Raw genomic sequence first — 19,486 nt, 5'->3', positions numbered from 1 at the left:
GTCCCGCCCACCGCGGACACGCTGGCCGCCTCCATCAGGAACTGGAGGATGATGGTGCGCTTCTTGGCCCCCAGCGCACGGCGCACGCCGATCTCCCGCGTCCGCTCGCGCACGGACACCAGCATGATGTTCATGATGCCGATACCGCCCACCAGCAGGGTAATCAGCCCCACGCCCGTGGCCGCGCCGTAGAGTGCGCCGGTGAGCTGCGCGTACATGTTGGCCAGCTGCTCCGGCCGGTTGATGGCGAAGTCGTCCTTCGCCTCCGGCGGCGTCCTGCGCTCGCGCCGCAGCGCCACGGTGAGCTGGTCCTGCACCTTGAGCACGTTGTCCGGCGAGTCCACCGACACCGCGATGTTGGGCGAGTTGCGCTTGCCGAAGTCCGCCTGGAAGGTGCGGAAGGGCACCACCACCACCGTGTCCTGGTTCTCCCCCAGGATGGTGCCCTTGGCCTCCAGCGAGCCCACCACGCGGTAGGGCTTGGAGCCCAGGATGATGCGGTGGCCCACCGGGTCCAGGCCCGGGAACAGCGTGCGCGCCAGCTCCGCGCCGATGACCGCCACCTGCGCCCGGTTGTCCACGTCCGCGTCCGTCAGGAAGCGGCCCTTGTCCACCGTGAACGAGGAGATGATGGCGTAGTCCGCCGTGGTGCCCAGCGCCGTCACCGACGCCATGCGCCGCTCCAGGAAGCGCGCCTCCACCCGGTCGTAGTAGAGCGGCGCGGCGGCCACCACGTGCTCGGAGGCCTGGAGGATGGGCTCCACCAGGTCCGCCGACAGGTTCTTCCGGTTGCGGTACTCCCACCAGTCTCCACGCATGGTCCAGGGGAACTTGGACACCTGGAGCGTGTTCGCGCCGATTTGCGCGAGCTGGTCCGCGAAGGACTGGTTGATGCCCTGGATGATGCCGACGATGGCCAAGAGCGTGCACACGCCCACGCCAATGCCCACCGTCGTCAGCACCGTGCGCAGCCGGTTGGCCCGCAGGGAGAACAGCGCGATGCGCCCTCCCTCCCACACGTCGACCCTGAAGCTCACGTGAAACCCTCTCGCGCCGGTGGGTGGCGCCGCACCGTTGGCCTGCCCCGGTAGAACGCCCTACGCCGGACGAGGTCGGGTGATTGCACGGAAGTTTTCAGCCCGCCACCTGCTTCCACCCGCGCGCGAGCACAACCACCGCCCGCGCGACTTCTTCCTGAGAGGTGTCCGGTCCGAGGGACAAGCGCACCGCCCCCAGGGCGTCCGCTTCCGGGATTCCCATGGCCCGGAGCACGGGCGACGCCGTCTCGCCCCCGTCGTGGCACGCCGAGCCGGTGGACGCGGCCACCTCCGGCGTCGCCGCCAGCACCGCCCCACCCCGAACCCCGGGAAAGCGGACGTTGAGCGTGTTGGGCAGCCGCTCGGCGTCCTGCCCGCTCAAGGCCAGCCCCGGCACCGCGTCTCGCAGTCCGGTCCACAGCCGCTCGCGCAGCGCGAGCATCGCCTGGGTGCCCTGGGCGAGCCGCCGCTCCGCCAGCTCACACGCGACGCCCAGCCCCACGGCGTAAGGGACGTTCTCGGTGCCGGGACGCAGGCCCCGCTCCTGCCCGCCGCCGAGCGTGACGGCCCGGAGCGGCGTGCCCTGTCGCACGTACAGCGCGCCCACGCCCTTGGGGGCGCGCAGCTTGTGGCCCACCAGCGTGAGCAGGTCCACGCCGAGCGTCGTCACGTCCACCGGCACCTTGCCCACCGACTGCGCCGCGTCGGTGTGCACGCTGGCACCATGGCGACGCGCGAGGGCCGCGAGGTCCGCCACCGGCTGCAGCACGCCCGTTTCGTTATTGGAGTGCATCAGTGACACGAGGGCGGTTTCGCCGCCCGCCGCGTCCAGCGCCTCGCGGGCGTCCTCCACGCGCACGCGCCCTTGTGCGTCCACGGGCAGCCACGTCACGCGCCAGCCGCGCCACTCGAGCGCGTCGCAGGGCAGCTTCGTGGCGGGGTGCTCGATGACGGAGGTGAGCAGGTGGCGCCGGTCCGCGCGCGCCTCGGCGGTGCCTCGGATGGCCAGGTTGTTGGCCTCTGTGCCGCCGGAGGTGAAGAGCACCTCGTCGGGCCTCGCGCCGATGAGCGCGGCGACCTTGCAGCGGGCCTCCTCCAGCGCCGCGTGGGCACGGCGGCCGTACGCGTGGCCGCTGGAGGGGTTGCCGAAGTGCTCGCGCAGGTACGGCAGCATGGCCTCCACCACCTCCGGGTCCACGGGGGTGGTGGCGTTGTGGTCCAGGTACAGCGGGCGCTCGGGGCTCATGGCCCCGCAGGATTACGGCAGCACCGTCACCGTGTCTCCCTCCAGGCGCACCGGGAAGGACACGGTGTTGGGGTGCACCGTCCCCTCGTCAACGATGTCGCGCGTGTCCACGCTGACCTGGAAGGTGTAGGTGCCGTCCGGCACGTCCGTGACGTCCACCCACTGGCACGGCACGTCGAGCGTGTAGATGTCCGACCAGCCCGCGGAGATGCCCATCGGCTCGTAGTAGTTCCACGGCTCCGCGTCCGCGCAGTAGCTCTGCACGTCCACCAGCGCGTAGCCCTGCTTGCGGCCGGACATCACCTGGTTCCCCCGGGCGTCGCGCAGCTCGTACGCGGCGAAGTTCGACAGGTGGTGGTGGCCGTGGCACTCGTCGAAGACATACATGTCCGGGTTCTCCTCGATGGGCGGGAAGATGGCGGCCTTGTTTCCCAGGTTCATGATGGACGTGCTGAAGCGCAGGAGCTTGCGGCGCCCCGGCGCGAGCACGCACTGCTCCTGCACCTCGCAGGAGTCGGCGGGGAAGTTCTTCCACGTCACGTGCGCGGTGCGCTCGAGCACATCCTGGTCCACGGTGAGGTCGGGCTTGCCGTTCACCGGGTCCAGGTTCAGGCCGCAGGACCTGGCGGCCATCAGGTGGGGAGGCTGCGCCGGCGACTTCGGCACGCGCCCTCCGGAGAAGACAGCCACGTCCCCGATGGGGTGCTCCAGCAGGTCCCCGGTCGGGACGGAGGCGACAATCAGGTCATCACGGCCATCGCCGTTGAGGTCCCCGGGCACCTCGACGCTGTAGCGCCGGTAGTTCTCATAGCCGTTGGGGATGGTGTCCGCGCGAGGCCAGGCCCAGACGGGGTGGAGCGACTGCGAGAGGTCCTCCTTGGGCGAGAAGAAGTAGAGCCGTCCCAGGGAGCCCATCACGAAGTCCTGGCGGTGACCGTCGCCGTCCAGGTCGCCCACGGCCTGGAAGCCGCCCAGCAGCGGGAAGGCCGGGTCCCCCTGCGTGGACCAGATGGCGGTCGACGCGTACGTCCCATCGGGCTCGGACAGGTGCACGGAGTACGGCCCGTTGTCCGCGGAGGCGACGGCCTCCCGGTGCCCGTCTCCGTTCATGTCCGGGAGCCGATAGCCCATCCGAAAGGGCTCATCGCGCACGGGCTCTGCCGACAGCAGGCCCTGACACGCGAAGGTGCTGCCCGGCTTGCAACCCAGGAAGTACGCGCGGCCTCCCGTCTGCTGGGTCATGAGCACGTCGTCGGCGCCGTCCCCGTTCAAATCCCCCACCACCTCGATGGCGTAGTAACCCGGGCGGGAGTGCACGAGGGTGAAGGGGCCCTGCTCCGAGCCCGGGGTCGCCCGGTAGAAGCTCTGTTCGGTGGCGCGGCTCACGATGAGGTCGTCGCGTCCGTCCCCATCCAGGTCCGCGAAGAGGCTGCTGAGGAAGAGGCCATTGCCCGGCGCGCGGAAGGCGGGCGCGGCCAGCATCGCCTTCAGGTCCGCCTGGCCCAGGAAGACCTGGCTGCCATAGCGCCCCTGGACGAGCAGGTCCGCGAACCCATCCCCGTTCACCTCGCCCGCCCTCACGCGCAACTGCATCCCGGAGGTCTGCGGATGCGTGTTCGTCCAGCTCATCCGCGCGGACGCGGCCTCGCTGGAGAAGTAGGGAGGCTGCCCCTTGAAGATGTACACGCCCCCGGGATGGCGCGTGGGGGCGAGCAGCACCTGGCAGGGCAATGAGCCGACCACCAGGTCCTTCTGGCCATCGCCATCGAAGTCCGCGAGCACCACCGAGCCACCGAAGCACTCCCCCGCCTCGGTCATGGTGCCCTTCACCTGCCACAGCGGCGTCTCCGACAGCTCCGGACCTGGCTCGGGCTGGGGCTCCGGGGGGTCCGGGTCGTCACACCCCCCCAGGACGGCCAACAGCATGGAGACCGATACGACGAAGGACAGACGCGGCATGGTCGCTCCTCTCGAACGCTCCGGCGCAAGGCGCCCCCCGCCGGAAGTCGTGAGGCGCAAGAGGCTATGTCCGTCGTCGCGGCCCTGTTTCCGATGCTTGCCGGATGAAGGGCATCTAGCGCCCTACGCCGGCTCGCGAGGGCACAGTGTCAGCGCGTGGACCTCCGCGCCCACGAGCACGCGCGTGTCATCCCAGCTCCACACCCCCTCGGTGCGGGCTGGCGCCGCGCCACCGAAGGTGGGCAGCACCGTCCACGGCAGGTCCACCAGGTGGCGGCCCCAGCGGCGCAGCACGTCCGCCAGCGCGTCGAGCGACTCGAGCGTGCCGGACTCCTCGTGCCCGTGTGGACAATCGAAGTGGTAGTGCCAGGGCATCGCCTCGGTCGCGGGGTAGATGTGCAGCGTGGCGGACAAGCGTTCCTCCCGGGCTTCGTGACGCGGCTCTTCGGTTCGCATCAGCGCTCCACCGTCAGCGCGAGCCCCTGCCCCACGCCGACACACAGCGAGGCGAGGCCCCGGCGCGCGCCCTGACGCTTCAGCTCGTGCACCAGCGTGGTGACGACGCGCGCCCCGCTGGAGCCCAGCGGATGCCCCAGCGCGATGGCGCCGCCGTTGACGTTGACCTTCTCCGACGGGAGCTTCAGCTCGCGCATGCACGCCAGGGCCTGCGCGGCGAAGGCCTCGTTGAGCTCCACCAGGTCCACGCAGTCCACGCTCCACCCCGCGCGCTCCAGCGCCGCGCGCGACGCGCCGACCGGCCCCATGCCCATGACGCGAGGGTCCACGCCCACGCTCGCGCTGCTCACGAAGCGCGCCAGCGGCGTGGCACCCGAGGACTTCAGCGCCGCCTCGCTCATCAGCAGCACCGCCGACGCACCATCGTTGAGCGTGGAGGAGTTGCCCGCCGTCACGCTGCCACCCGCGCGGAACGCGGCCTTCAAGCCGGACAGCCGCTCCAGCGACGTGTCCGCGCGCGGGCCCTCGTCCACCTGGACACGCACGGGAGCGCCCTTCGCCTGGGGCACGTCCACGGCGATGAGCTCGCGGGCGAAGCGCCCCTCGGCCTGCGCGGCCACGGCCTTGCGGTGCGACGCGAGCGCGAAGCCATCCTGCGCCTCGCGGGCGATGCCCCACTGCTCGGCCACGTTCTCCGCCGTCTCGCCCATCTGCTCCAGCGGGAACAGGGCGGCGAGCCTCGGGTTCGGGTAGCGCCAGCCCAGGGCGGTGTCCCACGCCTCCCACTTGCCGGAGGGGAAGCCGTCCTCGGGCTTGGGCATGGACCACGGCGCGCGCGTCATCGACTCCACGCCGCCGGCGAGCACGATGTCCGCCTCGCCCAGCCGAATCATGCGGCAGCCCTGGATGATGGCCTCCAGGCCGCTGGCGCACAGGCGGTTGACGGTGACGCCAGGCACCGAGCGCGGCAGGCCCGCGAGCAGCAGCGCCATGCGCGCCACGTTGCGGTTGTCCTCGCCCGCCTGGTTCGCGCAGCCGAGGAACACCTCGTCGACGCGCGCGCCGTCCAGTGCGTTGCGCTCCAGCACCGCGCGCAGCACGTGCGCGGCGAGGTCATCCGGCCGCACGCCCTTGAGCGCGCCTCGGAACCGGCCGATGGGGGTACGGACCGCGTCGACGATGAAGGCCTCTGCCATGAGATGGGCTCCGGGAGGGTGCGTTCAGAGATAGAGGCGCCGCGGGTCCAACCGCTCGCGCAGCAGCGACAGCACGGACGTGTCGGGCTCACCCGTGGTGCGCACGGAGTCGGCGACGCGCAGCGACCAGCCACACGCGTCGCGCACCTGCTCGGGTGTCACGCCGGGGTAGACCTCGGACAGCACGGCCTCGCCGGTGGCATCGAAGTCGAGCACGCCCAGGTCGGTGATGATGCGCGTCGGTCCACCGCCGGGAAGGCCCAGCTCCGCGCGCGTCCTGCCGTTCATCCGGTGGCCGGGGCTCGTGATGAAGTCGCACTTCTCCACGAAGGTCCGCTTGCCCATGCGCATGACGATGAGCAGCCGCCGCGCGTGCACCGCGATTTCGCACGCGCCGCCGCTGCCGGGCAGGCGCACCTTGGGGTTCGCGTAGTCGCCGATGACGGTGGTGTTGATGTTCCCCCACCGGTCCACCTGCGCGCCGCCCAGGAAGCCCACCTCGATGAGCCCACGCTGGAGCAGGCACTGGAAGATGTCCGCCTGCCCCACCACCGCGAGCGAGTCCGTGACGAGCGACGGGTCGCCGATGGACACGGGCAGCCGCTCGGGAATCGCGCCCACGGCGCCGGACTCGTAGATCATGAACAGGCCCGGCGCATGCGTGGCGCGCGCCAGGTTGCACGCGAGGTTGGGCAGGCCGATGCCCACGAAGACGACGTCGCCGTCGTGGAGCTCCTGGGCCGCGCGCCACGCCATCCGCTCGGACGCGGTGGAGACGTTGTTCTCAGTACCCATAGTCCACCCCCTCGCAGACGCGAGCCTTCGCGCGCAGCTTGTCGAGCAACCCCGTCTCCAGCTTCGCCAGGTAACCCTGGCGGTCCTTCACGCCGTGGACGAACTCCTCCAGCCAGGCCCGGTACGTCTCCGGCTTGCGGGAGATGTCCTCCCACTTCACGTAGAAGTCGTTGTCCCGGTCGTGGAAGCCCTGCACGAAGCTGGGGTGGCAGCCCCAGGGCTCGTGCACCACGTGGCTCACGATGATGCCGGGCACCAGCGTGCGGTTGGGGTCCTTGCGGATGACCTCGGTGGGCACGATTTGCTCGGCCACGACGATGACCTTGCGCGCGGCGAAGGCCACCTCCTTCTGCGAGCCGAGCAGGCCCCACACCTGCGCGTTGCCCTCCGCGTCCGCGCGCTGGCAGTGGATGATGGCCACGTCTGGATGGAGCGCGGGCACGGTGGCCAGCTCCCGCTCCGTGTACGGACAGCGCACCGTCTTGATGGCCGGGTTCACCCGCGCGATGTCCGCGCCCTGGTAGTTGCTCAGCGGCCAGAACGGCAGCCCCGCGCTCGCGGCGAGGAAGCGCGAGAGCAGCCCGAAGTGCGAGTACTCCTCCAGCTCCAGCCGCTCCGTGGAGGACGCCTCGCCGCGGCGGCGCAGCGCGTGCAGGCTGCCCACGCCGGGGTTGCCCGCCCAGCTGAAGACGAGCTTCTTCACCGCACCCGCCTCGATGAGCTGGTCGTAGACCAGGTCCGGGGTGAGCCGGATGGCCGTGAGGTCCTTGACGCCCTGGCGGATGATTTCGTGGCCCGCGGCGAAGCAGATGAGGTGCGTGAAGCCGTCGATGACGATGGAGCTGCCGTCCTTGACGCTGGCCGAGATGGCCTCGCGCATGGAGCAGCGCTTGTCCACGGCGCCAGGCTTCACAGCTTCACCCCCGCCGCGACCCGGGCGGGCGCGACCTTGGACACGTCGAGCGACAGCTCGCGCAGGCACTCCTCCAGGATGCGCAGCATGACGGCCACCTCGTGCTCGCCGACGACGAGCGGCGGCGCGAAGCGGATGGTGGACTTGCCGCACGACAAGAGCAGCAGGCCCTTGCGGAACGCGAGCTGCTCCAGCTCGCCCACGTAGGCGCTCGCGGGCTCGCGCGTCGCGGGGTCCACGAACTCCGCGCCCACCATGAGGCCCACGCCACGCACGTCGCCGATGACGGGGTGCCGAGACTGCAGCTCCCGCAGCCCACGCTGGAGCAGCGCCCCGGTGGCGCGCACGGAGTCGAGCAGCCCCTCCACCACGTCCAGCGTGGCGAGCGCCGCCGCGCAGCACACGGGGTTGCCTCCGTAGGTGCTGCCGTGCGAGCCGCGAGGCCACGTCATCACCGACTCCTTCGCGATGATGGCGCCCAGCGGCATGCCGGAGGCGATGCCCTTGGCGGACAGCAGGATGTCCGGCATCACGCCGAAGTGCTCCGCCGCGAACATGTGCCCGGTGCGGCCGATGCCCGACTGCACCTCGTCGAACACGAGCAGGATGCCGTGCGCATCGCAGATGCGGCGCAGCTCCGTCAGGAAGCTCGCTGGGGGCACCACGTAGCCGCCCTCACCGAGGATGGGCTCCACGAAGATGGCGGCCACCTCGCGAGGGTCCACGTGGTTGACGAACCACTCGCGCTCCAGCGCCAGGGCCGGGTTGCACGCGTCGCCACACGCCTGGGGCGCGCAGCCATTGGGACAGCGGTACGGGTTGGCGTACGGGACGTGGATGACGCCGGGCAGGAGCGGCCCGAAGAAGGCGCGCTGGGCCACCTTCGACGAGTTGAGCGAGATGGCGCCGTAGGTGCGCCCGTGGAAGCCGCCCTTGAAGGCGACGATGTACTGGCGGCGCGTGTGGTGCCGCGCGAGCTTGATGGCGCCCTCCACCGCCTCCGTGCCGGAGTTGGTGAGGAAGACCTTCTTGGGTCCCATCTCGGGCAGGTAGCCGGCGAGCCTGGCGCAGAGCTTCGAGAAGGCGTCGTAGTAGAAGTCCGTGCCGCAGATGTGCAGGAAGCGGCCCGCGGCCTCCTGGACGGCCTTCACCACGTGCGGATGCGCGTGGCCCGTGGAGGCCACGGCGATGCCCGCCATGAAGTCGAGGAAGCGGTTGCCGTCGACGTCGTGGACCCACGGGCCCTCGCCGCGCTCGACGACGAGCGGGTACTCCTTGATGTACGAGGGCGAGCTGAAGCGCTGGTCCAGCTCGATGATGGCGCGCGCCTTCGGCCCCGGCAGGGCGGTCTTCACTTCGGGATGGAGCATGGTCATGGAGATCTCCTGTCGAGGGCGTCAGCCCATCCGTGTCTGCGCCTGCTCGCGCAGGAATTGAGCGACGTAGTAGGGGCCGCAGCCGCCCTTGCCGGACCCGCCGCTGCCCTTCCAGCCGCAGAAGGACTGCACGCCGGGCCACGCGCCCGTCGTCGCGCCCGTGCGACGGTTGGCGTAGAGGACGCCCGCCTCGGCCTGGGCCATGAACCGCTCCACGTCCTCGGCGTCGCGGCTGAAGATGCCCGCGGTGAGGCCGTAGTCGCAGTCGTTGGCCAGCCGGAGCGCCTCGTCCAACGTCGAGAAGCGCGTCACGCCGACGAAGGGCAGGAACAGCTCGTCGCGCATCAGGCGATGTCCGTGCGACAGCGCCACCACCGTGGGCTCCACGAAGTACCCCTTCGCGAGCGCCGCATCCAGGCGGGGACGTCCTCCTCCCGCAATCACCGCGCCATCCTGGCGGGCCTCGTCCACGGCGCGCTCGAAGCGCTTCACCGCCGCGGCGTTGATGACGGGGCCGGTGAAGACGGACGCGAGCGACGGGTCCCCCACCCGCGCGCCGCGCGCCTTCGCGGCGAGGCCGTCGGTGAACGCGTTGTACAGCGACTCGTGCACGTAGATGCGCGACAGCGCGCTGCACTTCTGACCGGACATGCCGAAGGCGGAGCGGAAGCAGCCCTCGATGGCGGCCTCCAGGTCCGCGTCGCGACAGACGATGGCCGGGTTCTTCCCGCCCAGCTCCAGGAGGCACGGCCGCACGCGGCCCGTGGACATCTGCCGGTGCAGCGCCATGCCCACCGCCTTGCTGCCGGTGAAGGACACGCCGTCGATGCCGGGGTGGCGCACCAGCGCGGCGCCCACCGTCTCGCCCTCGCCGTGCGCGACCTGGAAGACGCCCGGAGGCAGGCCCGCGTCGACGAGCGCCTGGTACAGGCCCTCCGCGCACCAGGGCGTCTCCTCGCTGGGCTTGAGGATGACGCTGTTGCCGCCGAGCAGCGCGCCGCCGCTCATCCCCGCCGCGAGCGCGAGCGGGAAGTTGAACGGCGAGATGACGACGAAGACGCCGTAGGGCCGCAGCACGCTGCGCGTGTCCTCGTTGGGGGACAGCCGCGCCATGGGCCGCGAGTAGCCGTCCGCCTGCTCGAGCTGACCGGCGTAGTAGCGCAAGAGGTCCGCGGACTCCTCCACGTCACCGAGCGACTCGAGCCGGCTCTTGCCCACCTCCAGCGTCATGCGCGCGGACAGCTCCAGGCGCCGCTCGGAGATGAGGTCCGCGGCGCGACGGAGGATGCGCACGCGCTCCTGCCAGGGCGTCGCGCCCCAGCCGCGCTGGGCCTCGCGCGCCACGCGCACCACGCGGTCCACCTCGGCCACGGGGGTGCGGTGCACGGAGACGAGCAGCTCGTCCGGCCGCGCGGGGTTGCGGCTCTGAAGCAGATCTCCGCTCCGGAACGCCTCGCCGCCGAGCCACGACGGCAGCTCTCCGCCCAGCTTCGAGCACACGGCGGTGAGCGCCTCGTCGAACCGCGCGTGCAGCGCGGACAGGTCCGCCTCCAGCACCGAGTAGGTGATGCGGAAACTCATGACGCCTCCTGGAAGAAGTGGTGGATGCCGCGGGCGAGCGTGTCGACCAGCTCGTCGACCTCCGCCTCGGTGATGACCAACGGGGGGCCGACCATGAGCAGGTCCCCGTTCGTCCCGTCCGCGTGGCCCGTGTTGGACCAGAGGACGAGCCCTCGCTCGAACAGCGCCGCGAGCAGCCGCTCGATGACCTTGCGCGCGCGCGGGAAGGGGCGCTTGCTCGCGGTGTCCTCGACCAGCTCGATGCCGGCCATCAGCCCCACGCCCTGCACGGAGCCGACGTGCGGCAGCGCGCCCAGCGCCTCACGCAGCCGGCGCTGGAGGTGCGCGCCCACGCGCTCGGCATGGGCCACCAGGTCGTGCCGCTCGTAGTAGTCGAGCACCGCCAGCCCCGCCGCCGTCATCGCGGGCGCCTGGAGGTAGGTCTGCGCGTGCATGAAGCCGCCCGAGCCCCGCCGCAGCTCCTCCAGGTGCTCCTCGCGGATGAGCAGCGCGCTCAGGGGCGCGTAGCCCCCGCTGATGCCCTTGCCGAGCACCAGCACGTCCGGGGTGAAGTGGAACAGGTCGCTGGCGAAGAAGCGGCCGGTGCGACCGCAGCCGCACATGACCTCGTCGGCGATGGTGAGGATGCCGTACTCGCGGCACACGGCGCTCACCCGCTCGAAGTACCCGGGCGGCGGAGGTGACGCGCCCGCGGACGAGCCGATGACGGGCTCCGCGATGAAGGCGGCGATGGTGTCGGGGCCCTCGCGACGAATCGTCTCCTCGAGCAGCCGCGCGTAGTGCTCGGCGCCGTCCTGCGCGTAGTCCTCCAGCCCGGAGCGGTACGGGTACGGCGCGGGCGTGGTGACGACCTCCGCCAGCAGGGGGCCGAAGAAGGTCTTGTAGTGGGGCCGGCCCGACAGCGAGAGCGCGTACAGCGTGTTGCCGTGGTAGCCGGGCACGCGCGCGATGACCTTGCCGCGCTGGGGCTGGCCTCGCTCCACCCAGAGCTGACGCACGAACTTCACCGCGGCCTCCACCGCCTCGGAGCCCGAGCCGAGGAACGCGGCGCGCGTGAGCCCCTGGGGCGCGAGGGCGCACAGGCGCGCGGCGAGCTCCTCGGTGACGTCGGTGGTGAAGTGGGTGCCGTTGACGTAGGCGACGCGCAGCAGTTGCTCGTGGATGCGGTCCGCCACCTCGCGGTTGCCGTGGCCCACGCTGGCCACGAGCGCTCCGGCGGAGGCGTCGAGGTAGCGCTTGCCGCTCGCGTCGAAGAGGTGGACGCCCTGGCCGTGCGTCACCACGGGGAAGTCGCGCGCGAGGTTGCGCAGCAGCACGTTCCCCTCGGGGTAGCGCACCGTGTGCCTGGCTTCGTCCCGCATCGTCCGTCCTCCACGCAGCGCGGACGACCGGAGGTCGCCCGACAGGGCTCCCGCGCGGAAGAAGGGCAGTCACAATGCGCGCGTGAGCGCACACCAGGCCCCGACTGGAGCCCACGGACCGACCTTCGCCCCCACGGGCGACTGGAGACACGGGGGATGGAGGTCGGAGAAGTCGAGCGCGCGTGAGGGCCCGTCGAGGCACGAGCGCCGCTCGAACCTTCCGGCCGTCCCACGCGGCTCCAGGTCGAAACCGTCCGTGGATTTCTCCCACGGTCGGATGCGGGCAGGTCTTCGGGCTCGTGAGCGCTTCGGCCTTGGGGGCCGGCTTCCTACGACTCGTCGCTTCCCAGCTCCACGAGGGAACCAGTGCGGATGACGAGGCTCGTTCTCACTTACCGCTGCGGGGCAGCCCCGGATTCGAACCGGGTTCCCTTTTAAGCTCGGACCGAGGTCCGGGCACCAACATGGGGCGGTATGTACTGTCCGCCTCTTCGGACTGTCAAGCGAAGCGCCGGTGCGCGCTCGACGCGCGTGGACATGACGGCTGGCGGTGCTCAGGGATGTTCGACGAGCGACCTGCCGTGCATGAGCGCTGGCGCATCCGGTGCGCAGGCGTCACCTTCATGGGTGGCTCTTGCGCGCCGGAGGACGCCCCGAGACCATGGCCCCGTCCGCCACGCCCCCCGCCGCCGCGCCCTTCACGGTCACCCGTGCACAGCGGGTGTTCACGATGTCGGGCGCGCTGCTCGGGCTGCTGCTCGCGGCGCTGGACCAGACCATCGTGGCCACGGCGGGGCCGTCCATCCAGGCGGACCTGGGCATCTCCCCCGCGCTCTATCCGTGGCTGACGACGTCGTACCTGGTCGCGTCGACGATGATGGTGCCCGTGTGGGGGAAGCTGTCGGACCTCTTGGGCCGGCGCGTGGTGCTGGCGGCGGGCATCGTCGTGTTCCTGCTGGGCAGCTTCCTGTGCGGCGTGTCGCGCTCGACGGTGACGCTCATCCTGTATCGCGCGGTGCAGGGGGTGGGCAGCGCGGCGCTCTTCACCGCGTCGCTGTCGGTGGTGGCGGACCTCTATCCGCCGCGCGAGCGAGGCAAGTACCAGGGCCTGTTCGGCGCGATGTTCGGCCTGTCGAGCGTGGTGGGACCGCTGGCGGGAGGCTTCATCACGGACCGGCTGGGCTGGCACTGGGTGTTCTTCATCAACCTGCCGGTGGGCGCGGTGGCGCTCGCGCTCGTGCTCTCGCGCATGCCGGCGCTCAAGCCGCCGGGAGCCTCGCGCGGGAAGCTGGATGTGACGGGCGCGGTGCTGCTGGCGCTGGCGGTGGTGCCGCTCTTGCTCGCGCTCAGCCTGGGGCGTGGCGCGGAGCAGGTGGCGCACGGTGGCGGCTGGGCGTGGAGTTCGTGGCAGGTGCTGGGGTTGTTCGCGCTCGCGGCGGTGGGGACGGGGTTGTTCCTGCGCGAGGAGAGGCGCGCGCGGGAGCCGCTGCTGGACCTGAAGCTGTTCCAGGACCGGACGTTCGCGCTGGGCAACGCGGCGGTGTTCGTCATCGGCGCGGTGTTCCTGTCGGGCGTGGTGTTCCTGCCGCTGTTCATGGTGAACGTGGTGGGGCTGTCGGCCACGCACTCGGGGCTGACGTTGACCCCGCTGACGTTGGGCGTGGTGGCGGGCAACATCCTGAGCGGTCAACTGGTGTCACGCATCGGCCGGTACAAGGGATTGATGCTGGGCTCGCTGGTGGTGTTGATGGTGGGCTTCACGGTGATGGGGTTCACGCTGACGCCCACGTCGACGCAGACGGAGGTCACCGTGAAGATGGTCCTGGTGGGCGTGGGCCTGGGACCGTCGATTCCGCTCTACACACTGGCCATCCAGAACGCGGTGTCACCCCAGCGCATCGGCGTGGCCACGGCGATGGCCACGTTCTTCCGTCAGCTCGGGATGACGCTGGGCGTGGCGCTGCTCGGCGCGGTGTTCGCGACGACGCTGTCGCATCAACTGGGCACCCGCGTGGCGAGCGCCACGGAGGGACTGCCGCCGAAGCTGCGCGCCGAGCTGGCGTCCGCGGTACCCGGTGTCGGAGGCAGCGAGGCGGGCCCCGCGCAGTCGGCCTTCCAGGCGGAGAAGGTGAAGGAGCGCGTGCGCGCGGAGCTGGAGGCCGAGCGGCAGGCCCTTCAGCGCCCGGAGGTACGGGAAGCAGCGTCCTCTGATGCGAACGCACGCGAGCAGCCTGCGGCGGAGTCAGCGGTTTCCGCTGTGGACGCGAAGGAGCAGCGGGCGATGGAGGCGGTCGACCGGACGGCGCTGGCGCTGAAGGAGTCCTTCACGCGGGCGGTGGAGGCGGTGTACCGCTGCGCCATCTTCGTCGCGCTGCTCGCGTTCCTGGTGACCCTGAGGCTGCCTGAGCAACCCCTGCAACGCGGGCGCGCGCGTGCAACGGCGCCCACGGAGTGAGCTCGGCGGCGCGCAACGAGCACGGAGGCGGACCGAGCCGACACTGTGTGAGCACACGGGAGGGGTGTGCCGGGTGTCACCGCCACGGACCGGACAGCGCCGGGCTCACGCGGCGGTGAGCGCGGAGGACTCCGAGTCGAGCGTGTAGATGCGCACGGGGTGGGGCACGCCCTTGACGGGGTGGTGCCCCAGGTCCTTCACGTCGCCACGGTAGTGGGAGACGAAGGACTCGGAGAGGAGCACGGGCTCGTTGAGCCCCGCGCACAGGCCCGCGATGCGGCTGGCCAGGTTCACGGCGGGGCCGATGACGGTGAAGTCGAGCCGGTCCGACGCGCCGATGTTCCCGTACATCACGTCGCCGACGTGGAGCGACGCGCCGAACTCGTAGGTGGGCAGGCCCCTGCGGCGGCGCGAGGCGTTGTCCTGCTCGCTGGCACGCACCGCCTCGTGCACGGTGCGCGCGGCGGCGGCGCAGCGGTCCTCCACGAGGGCGTGGTCGTCGATGCGGAAGATGGCCAGCACGGCGTCGCCCATGAACTTGAGCACCTCCGCGCCGTGCGAGTGGAAGGCGCCGACCATCGTCTCGAAGTAGGCGTTGAGCAGCTCGAGCAATGCGTCACGGGGCAGCGCATCCGACAGCGCGGTGAAGCTGCGCAAGTCGCTCAGGCAGATGACGGCGGAGGTCGTCTCGCCGTCGCCGCGCCGAATCTGTCCCTGGAGGACGCGGCGCCCCGCGTCGCGGCCCAGGTACGTGTCGAGCAGCACGCCCGTCATGTCCTTGCGCGCGAAGACCTCCAGCACCAGTTCCAGGATGGGCTGCAGCTCGTGAAGCAGGGCGCGGTGCGCGTCCGTGAAGCCCCCGGGCTCGGAGGTGGCCCAGGAGACGCCGTGGCGCGAGTCATCACTGAAGCACACCGGCAGCGCGAGGTACTCGGTGAGCCCCTCGGCGCGCAGCTCGGTGAACATGGGGAAGTCGCCGTCCGGGAGCGGCTGCTCCAGGCGGCGGTGGATGACGGGCAGCCCTTCGCGCAGGGCCTTGAAGGGGCTCTTCGAGAACGCGGGCAGGTGCTGGAGACCGTGGGGGTGGACCTCGGCGGTGGCGCCATGTCCGAGGCGCCAGCGGAAGCTCCGGGCGTGCAGGAGCGGGTGCAGCGTGAAGAGGACGATGGAGGCGCGCGACACGGGCACACCGCACGCGGTCAGCCGTTCACACAGGCCCGACAGCAGCGGCACGGGATTGGGCAGACGCCTTGCTTCCACGGCGAGCCAGCCCACCACGGACGAGAAGGCATGGTCGCGCAGGCTTCGCGAGTCTCCGTCATTCACTTTCACGAGGCACCCACCACCCCCCGGCGGGCCGAGCCGGGCCGGGCGCGAAGCAACCATGACGAACCCGGAGCGTCAACGGAGACCTCGGAGAGCGAGCGGGCGGGTGCCTGTCCCCGCCTCCCCTCCCCCGCGTGTGCGTGGACCTCACAGCTCGTCGAACAGGTCGACGACGGCCTGCGCCAACAACTCCTGCTCGTCGGAGGAATGCTGCGACGCGTACGTGAGGACATCCTGAACGCCCGCCGCGTCCCTGCTCCAGAAGAGCGTCTTCAGCCGCGCTCGCAACAGCGCGCCCTCGTCCCCCGCCGAGTCGAGTGCTTCGCGTGTGGACTGCGTCCCCACCAGCTTGACGTAGACGAACATGTCGAAGCTGTCCTTGGACTTCGTGGGCCGCTGCTCGCGCTTGGCGCGCTCCTTCATCGTGAGGAAGCCCACGGCGTCGGGCAGGAGAATCGCCAGGGACTTGCCGCCCACGGGGAGTGACACACGCTGGCTCCGACGCAAGGCGACGCGAGAGTCCAGCAGCGGCGTCATCTGCGTCGGCAACGCCTCGAGCTCGGCATCACCTGGCGCGAAGAGGTCCAGGTCCATGCGCTGGCCACTGGGCAGGTCCTTCGACCAACGGTAATCCCTCAAGCGTCGGGAGAAGCCTCGTGCCGAGAAGACCTCGGGGAGCCGGCCCGCCATGAACTCCGAGCCGTCCATGTCGAACAGCAGGTCGGGCTCGAACGAGAACCCCCGCTCCACGGCCACGCCCGTGTCCGTCTCGACGGCGATGACCCCCGAGCCTCCGCGACGCTTCGACTCCAACGCGAGCACCTGTCCACCGATGAGCATCACGGGCGTCGACAGCGCTCCCAGGTCGAGCAACAGCTCCCGGAGCTCGCCCAGGATTTCGTCGAACCGCTCCTCGTCGGTCACTCGAAGTCCTCAACGAGCGGCAACGACCTCGCGAAGCGACGCAGCAGCTCGTCCGCCTGTTCCTCGCCGCGCCCGCCGCTGTGCTGGAAGTCCACGGCCAGTTGGGGGAGCGATACACCCGGGCCATGGGGAAGGGCGCGCGGACTGAAATAGATGCCTCCCACCTCCGTCTCTGCGGAGGGCTCCGCGCGGAGAATCCAGAAGTTGTGCGGCGTCATCCGGCGCAGCTCGAAGGCGCGGATGGCCGCCTCCTGCGAACCGGAGAGATAGAGCCCGTGGGGCAGCCCCGAGACGAATCGCTCCTCGGGCTCGAGGCCGCTCGCCAGGGAGAAGATGGAGCGAATCCCCTGGGAGCTCAGCCTCCGATACCCCGCCTCGAGCGCCTGCGACGTCGTGGAGGGCGCGTTGAACCCCTCCTTCGAGATGGCGGTGGGACGCCCGTGCTTCATCCACGTCTTGAGCAGCCCCACGGGCTCGCGAAGGCGCACGCCGCCACCGACGTCCACCAGTCCCTCCTGGGTGAGTCGCTTGATGACCCCATGCGCATACGCGTAGCTCGTCTGGGTCAGGTCCGAGAGCGCGCGCACCGTCCAGCGGCGACCAGGAGACTCGAGCAGCACACGCACGATGCGACTGCCCTTGCCATGGAACACGGGCTCACGCGGGACACGGTTCGCGGAACCGCGCCCCTGAATCCGGATGAAGGTGCTCCCGGTGCGCAGGAAGAACGTGCCGCGTTGATCCACCAGCGCGAGCTCTTCGTTCGCACAGGCCTCGACCACGCGAGGCGACGCGGAGTCGGTGACGAGCATCGGCACACGGAAGGTCGGCAGCTTGTCGAAATCCGTTTCCCGGTGACGAAGCTGCTCGCGGAGCGACAGCAGCTTGTCCTTCTGGGCCACCACCTGCGCGGGGAACAGGGGCGCGCGGTAGCTCAACAGCACCGGGACCCTGGCCTCCGGAAGTCGGACCTCCGCGAGGTCATACGCCGACTCTCCTCCCGGACCGGTCCGCGGGATGATCAACCCCTCCTGACGCACCAGCTCCACGCCCGCCGGAAGCGTCGGCGGGTCCTTCCAGAACTCTTCCCTGAAGTGGGGTCTATCGGGCTTCATTCAATTTTGTCGATACTGGCATGATGCCGGCAAAAAAGCCGGCAATTTGCCGGCATTTTCGCCATATCGACAAAATTAAGTCACCGAACCTCAAGCCCGCTCAGGCGCCACGGAGGGGCTCGGAATCCCGAGCCCCCTCCCCTGCTCAGTGCCCCGACGAAGCCTTCGGAGGCGCGGCCACCGGCGCACCGCCGCCCGGGGGCGCGGTGGGAGCCTCCGGCCGCGCGAGCGTGTCCGGGGACTCGGCCATCGCGTACGTCACCCACGCGGTGGCGGCCGTGCTGCGCGCCAGGTCCTGCGGGTCCACCTTGTCCAACGTGTCCGCGTGCGTGTGGTGCACGTCGAAGTAGCGGCTCGCATCCACCTCCACGCCGAAGAACGGCACGCGCGCGGGGAGCAGCGGGCTGATGTCCGCTCCGCCCGCCTCACGCGTGGAGAACTGCGCCGCGCCGAGCGCCACCAGCGGCGACAGCCACGGCTCCAGCAGCTCCTTGCCACCCGGGCCCGAGCGCAGGCTCACCGCCACCGGCCGCCCGCCACCCGAGTCCATCTCCATGGCGGCCACGTGCTTGGACAGCTCCGCCGCGTGCGCCTCCGCATACGCGCGGCCACCGCGCAGGCCGTTCTCCTCATTCATGTACAGCACCACCCGCACCGTGCGCCGGGGCGCCTGCGGCAGCTTCGCGATGAGCCGCGCGGCCTCCATCACCATCACCACGCCCGCGCCGTCGTCATGCGCGCCGGTGCCCACGTCCCACGAGTCCAGGTGCGCGCTGATGAGGACAATTTCCTGCGGCTTCTCACGGCCGCGCACCTCGGCGACCACGTTGTGCGAGTCCGCGTCCGGCAACTCCGAGCACCCGAGCACCATCTTCACGCGCACCGGCCCCTTCGCGAGCAGACGGTGCAGTTGGTCCGCCTCCTCCGTCGTCACCGACGCGGCGGGGATGCGAGGCCCCTCGTCATCGAAGCGGGTGGAGCCCGTGTGCGGCGTGCGCAGCGACGCCGTGGCCAGCGAGCGCACCAGCGAGCCCACCGCGCCCGCCTTCGCCGCGAGCGCCGGGCCTCGACCGCGCAGCCCCGCGAAGCGTCCGTAGTCCGCGGGCGACGACATGGTGTGGTTGAAGAAGACAATCTTCCCCTTCACCGAGTCACCCAACGTGGCGAGCGCCTCCAGCGACGTCACCTCCACCACCTCGGCGGTGAGGCCCTCGGGGGCCGTCGGCGGGCTGCCACCCAGCGCGAGGATGAACAGCGGATGGCCGCGCGTGGTGGCGGAAGGGAGAATCTCCGCGCGCTCCTCGCCGCGCACCCAGCGAGGCACCTTCACGGGCTCGGTCCATGCCTTCACGCCGTCGGCCTTGAAGCTCTTGAGGGCCCACTGCACCGCGGCGGCGGCGCCCTCGGAGCCCGACAGGCGCGGGCCAATCCCATCCGTCAGCTCCGCGAGGCGCGCGTAGGAGTGTCCTTCCGTCAGCGCGGGGCCCACCAGCTTCTCCGCCACGGCCAGCGGCGGCGCATATGCCTTCTTCGCGGGCGCGGCGGACCTCGCGGGGGCCTGGGGCTTCGCGGGAGCGGCGGGGGCTGCGCCCGACACGAGCTGCAGCGCCAGGGATGACGACAGGATGAGCGTGGAGACGGGCAAGAGGACCTCCGGAAGAGGCGCCCACTCTCCGCCCGGCCCTCAGGGCTCGCAAGCCAGATGCGCTCGACGCACCGTGCGAGTCACGGACGCTTGCCTGGCGA

General features: G+C 70.8%; 15 protein-coding genes and 1 riboswitch. Of the genes, 1 reads left to right on the top strand and 14 read right to left on the bottom strand.

From position 1 onward, the window contains the following. The 10 genes from FL311_RS09285 to FL311_RS09240 all read right to left on the bottom strand — a co-directional run. Positions 1-1,037 (bottom strand): ABC transporter permease (locus FL311_RS09285; RefSeq protein ID WP_141324580.1); only part of this gene is annotated, 1,037 nt, incomplete at its 3' end. A gap of 97 nt (positions 1,038-1,134) precedes the next feature. Then, positions 1,135-2,283 (bottom strand): cysteine desulfurase family protein, encoded by a 1,149-nt coding sequence (locus FL311_RS09280; protein WP_141324579.1) that lies wholly within the window; start codon positions 2,281-2,283, stop codon positions 1,135-1,137. Between the two features lie 12 nt (positions 2,284-2,295). Continuing rightward, positions 2,296-4,242 (bottom strand): lysyl oxidase family protein, encoded by a 1,947-nt coding sequence (locus FL311_RS09275; protein WP_141324578.1) that lies wholly within the window; start codon positions 4,240-4,242, stop codon positions 2,296-2,298. A 123-nt stretch (positions 4,243-4,365) separates the two neighbouring features. Next, on the bottom strand, positions 4,366-4,698 hold the full coding sequence (locus FL311_RS43990) for a hypothetical protein (protein WP_194869129.1): 333 nt from the start codon (positions 4,696-4,698) through the stop codon (positions 4,366-4,368). Continuing rightward, positions 4,698-5,894, bottom strand: coding sequence for a thiolase family protein (locus FL311_RS09265; RefSeq protein WP_141324577.1), 1,197 nt, complete (start codon positions 5,892-5,894; stop codon positions 4,698-4,700). Before FL311_RS09265 ends, FL311_RS43990 begins: the two co-directional genes overlap by 1 nt. A gap of 24 nt (positions 5,895-5,918) precedes the next feature. After that, a complete protein-coding gene (locus FL311_RS09260; protein WP_228556775.1) occupies positions 5,919-6,689 on the bottom strand; it encodes a CoA-transferase subunit beta in 771 nt (256 codons plus the stop codon). Continuing rightward, positions 6,679-7,587, bottom strand: a complete 909-nt coding sequence (locus FL311_RS09255) for a CoA transferase subunit A (RefSeq protein ID WP_141324576.1) — start codon at positions 7,585-7,587, stop codon at positions 6,679-6,681. Before FL311_RS09255 ends, FL311_RS09260 begins: the two co-directional genes overlap by 11 nt. An 11-nt stretch (positions 7,588-7,598) precedes the next feature. Beyond that, on the bottom strand, positions 7,599-8,978 hold the full coding sequence (locus FL311_RS09250) for an acetyl ornithine aminotransferase family protein (RefSeq protein WP_141324575.1): 1,380 nt from the start codon (positions 8,976-8,978) through the stop codon (positions 7,599-7,601). A 21-nt stretch (positions 8,979-8,999) separates the two neighbouring features. Continuing rightward, entirely contained in the window at positions 9,000-10,559 is a 1,560-nt protein-coding gene (locus FL311_RS09245) for an aldehyde dehydrogenase family protein (protein WP_141324574.1), read from the bottom strand. After that, positions 10,556-11,920 (bottom strand): aspartate aminotransferase family protein, encoded by a 1,365-nt coding sequence (locus FL311_RS09240; RefSeq protein ID WP_141324573.1) that lies wholly within the window; start codon positions 11,918-11,920, stop codon positions 10,556-10,558. The genes FL311_RS09245 and FL311_RS09240 overlap by 4 nt, the downstream gene beginning before the upstream one ends. A gap of 264 nt (positions 11,921-12,184) precedes the next feature. Next, a riboswitch (cobalamin riboswitch) is annotated at positions 12,185-12,399 on the bottom strand. Between the two features lie 182 nt (positions 12,400-12,581). On the opposite strand from FL311_RS09240, the gene FL311_RS09235 reads away from it, so the two are divergent. After that, positions 12,582-14,375, top strand: a complete 1,794-nt coding sequence (locus FL311_RS09235; protein ID WP_141324572.1) for an MDR family MFS transporter — start codon at positions 12,582-12,584, stop codon at positions 14,373-14,375. A gap of 105 nt (positions 14,376-14,480) precedes the next feature. Here the strand turns inward: FL311_RS09235 and FL311_RS09230 are convergent, their stop codons facing one another. The 4 genes from FL311_RS09230 to FL311_RS09215 all read right to left on the bottom strand — a co-directional run bounded on the left by FL311_RS09230 (position 14,481) and on the right by FL311_RS09215 (position 19,385). Then, positions 14,481-15,707, bottom strand: a complete 1,227-nt coding sequence (locus FL311_RS09230) for an adenylate/guanylate cyclase domain-containing protein (RefSeq protein WP_141324571.1) — start codon at positions 15,705-15,707, stop codon at positions 14,481-14,483. A 141-nt stretch (positions 15,708-15,848) separates the two neighbouring features. Continuing rightward, the gene (locus FL311_RS09225; RefSeq protein WP_141324570.1) at positions 15,849-16,625 is read right to left on the bottom strand and encodes a hypothetical protein; all 777 of its coding nucleotides are present in this window, start codon (positions 16,623-16,625) and stop codon (positions 15,849-15,851) included. Continuing rightward, on the bottom strand, positions 16,622-17,740 hold the full coding sequence (locus tag FL311_RS09220; protein ID WP_141324569.1) for a hypothetical protein: 1,119 nt from the start codon (positions 17,738-17,740) through the stop codon (positions 16,622-16,624). Before FL311_RS09220 ends, FL311_RS09225 begins: the two co-directional genes overlap by 4 nt. 145 nt (positions 17,741-17,885) lie before the next feature. After that, positions 17,886-19,385 (bottom strand): M20/M25/M40 family metallo-hydrolase, encoded by a 1,500-nt coding sequence (locus tag FL311_RS09215; protein ID WP_141324568.1) that lies wholly within the window; start codon positions 19,383-19,385, stop codon positions 17,886-17,888. Between the last annotated feature and the right edge of the window lie 101 nt (positions 19,386-19,486).

The organism is Myxococcus sp. AB025B (assembly GCF_006518215.1).
GTDB lineage: Bacteria > Myxococcota > Myxococcia > Myxococcales > Myxococcaceae > Myxococcus > Myxococcus fulvus.
Note: the sequence above shows the minus strand (reverse complement) of the source record. Positions and strands in the feature narration are given on the sequence as shown.